This window comes from Sulfurihydrogenibium sp. (assembly GCF_028276765.1).
Classification (GTDB): domain Bacteria; phylum Aquificota; class Aquificia; order Aquificales; family Hydrogenothermaceae; genus Sulfurihydrogenibium.
In genome coordinates, this window is sequence record NZ_JAPYVU010000073.1 from 1 (window position 1) to 5,891 (window position 5,891).

The following is a 5,891-nucleotide window of genomic DNA, read 5'->3' on the forward strand; positions in this document are numbered from 1 at the left end:
TAAAATAAAGATTAGAGTTTTGCATTTTTACCTCCTTGGTGGAATTTTTGCTATTACAATTTTAACTGCCACCAAGGAGTTTTTTTAGATGTTTTATTTATATTTGAATTTCTCACCCAAAGTATTTGGTATTAATATATCATCTCCATAATTTGCTATGATTATATCCGGGTCTTTTTTTATTAAAAGTTCTTGTAGATATTCAAGATCATTATCTATCAAAATCGATTTTTCATCTTCGTTAAATCTGACGGTTAATGTAGGGATGTGTCTTAAAAATCTTAAATTTTCTTTTCCTATCTCGAGCTCAAAGTCAATATACATTATCCGAAGTGGAAGGATTTCATAATCAAGCAAATCTAAATCATCTATTTTTTTAAAAGAACAACGACCATTTTTTTTCTGTTTTTTCTAATCTGCAAAATGGATATATTTTTTTCTCAAACATAAAAAGCGTTTCTGGGCTTAGTTGTATGTTGTAAAAATCTGTCTCTGTGAAAATGTCTGAGTATTTTATAAAACTGATTATTTTATTATAAGTAAGTGGATTTTGTGTAATGACTTTATAAACTTCTATTTCTCCATATATCAGGTCTATTTTTATATCTTTTACAATCTTGATATTTTTAAATTTTTTCTGCAGTAAACGTTTAACTGACTCATTCTTTCTAAAATAGAAAAAAGGTTGGTATGGCTTTTTTATATGAATTCTTTCCTTTTCATTGTAAAGCCATATGTTAATTCCATTTTGGTCAGAGTATACATCAAGGATTTGATATATTTTCATTTTTTTCTATCTGTGCTTTTAATCTATCAATCTCTTTTTGCATCTCTATCAACATGCTTAAGATTATGCTTTCCATCGGGAAAAACTGATTAGAACAGCCAATCGCCGGAGAATGAAATTTAGCATAAGCAAAAAGTTTATCTAAGACTTCCTTATCTTCTTTTCTCAAAGCTTTTCTAAACTCTGAATACTCTTTTTGCTTTAAGCTCACTATCCCAGTTGCGGAAGGGATTGTTTTTCCCATAGCTCCATCTCCTTGCTAAGCTTATAGTATACTTTTTTATTAAAAGTGATAAACACAGATGCTTTAGTTTTCTTAATTTTTTTAAAGGCCGATTTTATTGTAGCTACTTTCTCCTGGTTTGAGATGCTTTCGTCAGACAAAATTTTATCAAGCTCCATGATGAAGAAAATTTTAGGATTTTTACTTATAACTTTAGAAACTGCACTATCAAGCTGAAAAACAGTAAACACTCTTGATATTTTTATTTTGTTTAAAATCACGAAAGGGTCTCTGCTGTCAAATTTTGCCAATAAAGATATTCCATACGGATTTAAAGAATTTCCACAGTCTATTACATATACTTCATCAAACCTTTTTGCAAAGGTATAGCATAACTTATGATAAAAAAGTACAGTATCAGATATTGAAAGCTTTTTCCATTCTTTTTCTAAAGTCAAAGCTAAGTCTAAAATATGAATTTTGTCTAAATTGCTTTTCTTTAAATTACTCTTCATCATAAAACGCCCCCTTTTTTAAACCTTTAAAGCTTCTTACAATACCTTTCAAAACACCTTGTATTTCTACTCTATCAGCTTCATAAATCATAGGCTCATAGTCTGGATTTGCAGGTACAAGCTTAATATAACCATTCCCTAAGTTATAAAATTTTTTCAAGGTCGTTTCCTCTCCATCAATAACCGCCACAACTATTTCACCGTTTAGTGCCTCTTTTCTGTTTTCAACGATGATGATGTCATCATTTAAAATAAACTCATCTATCATAGAATTACCTTTTACTCTTAAAGCGTAGCAGTTTTCACATCTTAAAATGTCTGACAAATCTATATACTCAAAAGTTTGGCTTTCTATGGCTATAGGCTTACCTGCTGAGATTGTTCCATAGTATGGAAAAATAAATGAATTTTCATTTTCTGGAGACTTCTCAACTATCTCAATTTTTCCCCTACCAGTTCTTTTTATATACCCCTCTTGCTCTAACTTTTGGAGATGTTCATGAATTGTAGATACAGCAGAAAGATTAAAATGTTTTGCAATTTCCATCAAAGTAGGATAATATCCATTTTTCTGATAATACTCAATGATAAAGTCTAAGATTTCTTTCTGTCTCTTTGTCATCTTCATCACCTCCTTTGATATATAATTATACCGAAAAAAAACCGAAAATCAAGAGAAAAGAAAAAACAGATTTATCAGTAGTTTTAAGATAACATCTTTTAAAAGTCTTATAAAACCTATGCAAAATGGTTAATGCAAGATGTAAAATAAATTTGGACTGTTTTTAAAGTGTAAATCATGAGAATGCTTGCAAAAATCAACATAGTCATTCTACAACCGGCAAAGAATCTCCGTCTTCTTACCCTCTAATTTATTCACTGGCAATTCATGAATTGCCTCTATTCATTTTCTTACTTTTTGAAAGAGGAGATCCTTCGGACTAAAATCCTCAGGATGTTCTATGTTAAATGTCCAGTACAAAAATTTTCATCAAATGGTCTTCTACTTTTTAATACACCATATGCCTGTCTTAATAACTTATGTGCTACAGCCACTAATGCTAACTTTTTAGCCTTACCTTTACTTACTAACCCTTCGTATAATTCTCTGCAGTATTTGTTAAGCCTTATTGCTGATAATGCTGCCATGTATAGCATCTTCCCTGCATATGGATTTCCATTTTCTAAGTGATGATCTTCTTGGAATATCAAAAGCCATAGACACACTATTTCTTTATTCCTTGTGCAGACCGACAGCAAGGTAAGAGCAAATTTAGGAGGGTGTTCTAAAATTCTTGTAAACTTATCTTTCCGTGTCGTCCTGAGGACAAAATTTTAAGGATCTCTTTTTTGATTTTTGACTTGAAAAGAAAAATATGAGATTCTTCGCTTCGTTCAAAATGACTATGTTGGTTTTTTGGAACACCCTCAATTTTATTGAAATAAATCATAAATTCTTTAAGAAAAAAATCATAATAAACCTTTTTAAGCTTAGGTAAAATTTTTACGTCAAAAATAAAAAAACTTAGGAGGTAATTAAGTATGGCAACAGTAACACTCAAAGGAAACCCGGTAGCATTAACAGGTAACGAAGTAAACGTAGGAGATGTAGCTCCAGAAGTTACAGTTGTAGCTACAGATTTATCTGAGAAAAAAGTAGGTGGAGCAAAAGGTGTGGTTCAAGTTTTAATTTCAGTTCCATCTTTAGATACACCTGTCTGTGCAACAGAAACAAGAAAGTTCAATGAAGCAGTTTCTCAAATTCCGGGTATAGATGTAACTGTAATCTCTATGGACTTACCATTTGCATCTAAAAGATTCTGCTCTACAGAGGGAATTGAAAACTTAACTTGTGCATCTGACTTTAGAAACAAAGAATTTGGTCAAAAATATGGAGTTTTAATAGCTGAAGGTCCATTAGCAGGAATCCTTGCAAGAGCTATTTTCGTTGTTGGAAAAGATGGAAAAGTTGTTTACAAACAAATCGTTCCAGAAATAACAGAAGAACCAAACTACGACGAAGTTTTAGAAGCAGTAAAAAAAGCTAACGCTTAATTATCAAAATATTTCTTCTCCCGGGAATAAAACCCCGGGAGTTCAATTAAAATTTATAGATCTTTAAAAATCTTGTCAAATTCAAACACCTAAAATCCAAAAAACATTAGCATATACGATTCTTTACTGTGTTCAGAATGATATTAAAAGCTAAATTTATCTCTACTGAAAGTGCTGTAAAATTTTTATAAGTTTACCTTTTTGTCATCCTTAGGACTTAAGTCCGAAGGATCTCATCTTTTGATTTAAAAGAAAAACAGGAGATTCTTCGCTTCGCTCAGAATGACATCTTTGAGGTTGAGATTCTTCAGCGGCTGCAGAATGACGACGTGGATTTTTGAAATAATCTCCCTTTACTTTACAATCTCTTTTGGATAAATTATTCTATCCCTATAAACAAATACAGGTTTTAATTTCAAATCTAAATTTTCAATGTCTGTTTTATATTCTTGCATGATGAATTCATCTTTTAGTTTAAATGCTATTAAGTAGATTAGATATCTTGATAAGTTATCGTTTACAAGCTGAAACCACTTTATAGCTTCTGTATAGTGATTTTCATACATATGTTTTAAACCCCTGTAGAACCATTTTTCTTTTGGCTCTACAGAGTTGTTTAACAATCTGTCTATTTCTTCTATGGTTAGCATATCATCATCTTCTTTTAAAATTCTAATTTTAAGCTGTTTTAAATCCATCATCCAAAGTATTCTAAAAATCTTTCTAATCTAAATTTGACTCTTTCTATGCCTATAACTTCAACGAGTAAATCAAGCCCAACGCCGGAAGGTTCTCCCGTTAATGCGATTCTTATAGGATGGAACAAAGCCTTTCCTTTGTAGCCATACTCTTTTTGAATCTTTTTTGTAATGTTTTTAAAATCTTCTTTTGTAATAGCTGATAGGTTTTTAATTTTGTTATAAAAAATCTCTACAACTTTATAAACATTCTCATCAGATTTTACTTCGTTAACTATCTCTTCTGTGTATGGAAACTCATCAACAAAGAAGACTTTAGCCCTTTCTTTGATTTCCATCAATGTTTCGATGCTATCTCTGATTGCAGACATAACTTTTTTGTAAAATTCATAGTCAGCTTTGTATCCAAAGCCTTCAAAAAAAGCAGTAGCTCTTTTTGTTAAATCGTCTAAATCAAGAATTTCTCTTATGTATACACCGTTCATCCATCTTAGTTTTGTTCTGTCAAATATTGCCGGAGATTTATTTACATCTTCAATTCTAAACTGCTTGATTATCTCCTCTTTTGATAAAACCTCTTTTTCTTCTTTTGGATGCCATCCAAGTAATGATAAATAGTTAAATACTGCCTCTGAAATAAATCCATCATCTTTTAATGCTCTAACAGATACAGCCCCATGCCTTTTTGATAGTTTTGTTCTATCTTCTCCAAGAATTATAGGCAGATGTGCAAATTGTGGAATCGCAAAGCCAAGAGCTTCGTATATTACTATCTGTTTTGGAGTGTTTGATAAATGGTCTTCCCCCCTAATTACATGAGTTATTCCCATTAAAGCATCATCTATAACAACTACGAAGTTATATACTGGCATGCCATCTTGTCTTACAATCACAAAATCTCCAAATTCCTTTGTATCTATCTCTACATGACCTCTAATGATATCTTCAAATACCACCGTTTTATCCGGAACTTTAAATCTTACAACCGGTTTTATACCCTTACCTTCATAAAATGCTCTTTCTTCTGGTGTTAGATTTCTGCATTTTCCGCTATATCTGTAAGGTCTTCCTTCTGCAATAGCTTTTTCTCTTTCCTGTTCTAACTCCTCTTCTGTACAATAGCAGTAATAAGCATCGCCTGACTTTAAGAGCTTATCAACATATTTCATGTATATTTCTAATCTTTCTGATTGTCTGTATGGACCATGAGGACCTTCAACGTCCGGACCTTCGTCCCACTCGATCCCCATCCATTTTAAATCTTCCATAAGCATTTCTTCGTATTCTTTTTTAGACCTTTCTAAATCTGTATCTTCAATCCTGAGTATAAAAGTAGCGTTTTCATGTCTTGAAAAAAGGTAATTAAAAAGTGCTGTTCTTGCATTTCCAAGATGTAAATAACCTGTTGGGCTTGGTGCAAATCTAACTCTCTTCATTCATTCGTTCCTCCATTTATGTTAATTCGCCAAATATTTTATCTATAGATATACCTCGGGTGAGAAATTCAAATATAAATAAAACATCTAAAAAAGCTCCTTGGTGGCAGTTAAAATTGTAATAGCAAAAATTCCACCAAGGAGGTAAAAATGCAAAACTCTAATCTTTATTTTACA

General features: G+C 31.5%; 8 protein-coding genes and 1 pseudogene. 1 reads left to right on the plus strand and 8 read right to left on the minus strand.

The window, feature by feature from the left end; genetic code table 11:
• Positions 1–93: 93 nt before the first annotated feature.
• The 6 genes and pseudogenes from Q0929_RS08645 to Q0929_RS08670 all read right to left on the minus strand — a co-directional run.
• Positions 94–357: a hypothetical protein gene (locus tag Q0929_RS08645; protein ID WP_299239966.1), complete on the minus strand. Its 264-nt coding sequence runs from the start codon at positions 355–357 to the stop codon at positions 94–96.
• Positions 358–376: 19 nt separating this feature from the next.
• Positions 377–787, minus strand: coding sequence for a hypothetical protein (locus Q0929_RS08650; protein ID WP_299239969.1), 411 nt, complete (start codon positions 785–787; stop codon positions 377–379).
• The gene (locus Q0929_RS08655; protein ID WP_012459884.1) at positions 765–1,031 is read right to left on the minus strand and encodes a hypothetical protein; all 267 of its coding nucleotides are present in this window, start codon (positions 1,029–1,031) and stop codon (positions 765–767) included. The genes Q0929_RS08650 and Q0929_RS08655 overlap by 23 nt, the downstream gene beginning before the upstream one ends.
• Positions 998–1,528: a hypothetical protein gene (locus Q0929_RS08660; RefSeq protein WP_299239972.1), complete on the minus strand. Its 531-nt coding sequence runs from the start codon at positions 1,526–1,528 to the stop codon at positions 998–1,000. Before Q0929_RS08660 ends, Q0929_RS08655 begins: the two co-directional genes overlap by 34 nt.
• A complete protein-coding gene (gene lexA / locus Q0929_RS08665) occupies positions 1,515–2,147 on the minus strand; it encodes a transcriptional repressor LexA (RefSeq protein ID WP_299239975.1) in 633 nt (210 codons plus the stop codon). Before lexA ends, Q0929_RS08660 begins: the two co-directional genes overlap by 14 nt.
• A 338-nt stretch (positions 2,148–2,485) precedes the next feature.
• Positions 2,486–2,704, minus strand: a pseudogene (locus tag Q0929_RS08670) (IS110 family transposase); the annotation flags it as partial.
• 363 nt (positions 2,705–3,067) lie between these two features.
• On the opposite strand from Q0929_RS08670, the gene tpx reads away from it, so the two are divergent.
• On the plus strand, positions 3,068–3,580 hold the full coding sequence (tpx, locus tag Q0929_RS08675) for a thiol peroxidase (protein ID WP_299239986.1): 513 nt from the start codon (positions 3,068–3,070) through the stop codon (positions 3,578–3,580).
• A gap of 353 nt (positions 3,581–3,933) precedes the next feature.
• On the opposite strand, the gene Q0929_RS08680 is transcribed toward tpx, so the two are convergent.
• A complete protein-coding gene (locus Q0929_RS08680) occupies positions 3,934–4,281 on the minus strand; it encodes a hypothetical protein (protein ID WP_299239989.1) in 348 nt (115 codons plus the stop codon).
• Positions 4,278–5,714, minus strand: coding sequence for a glutamate--tRNA ligase (gene gltX, locus Q0929_RS08685; protein ID WP_299239993.1), 1,437 nt, complete (start codon positions 5,712–5,714; stop codon positions 4,278–4,280). Before gltX ends, Q0929_RS08680 begins: the two co-directional genes overlap by 4 nt.
• Positions 5,715–5,891: the final 177 nt, after the last annotated feature.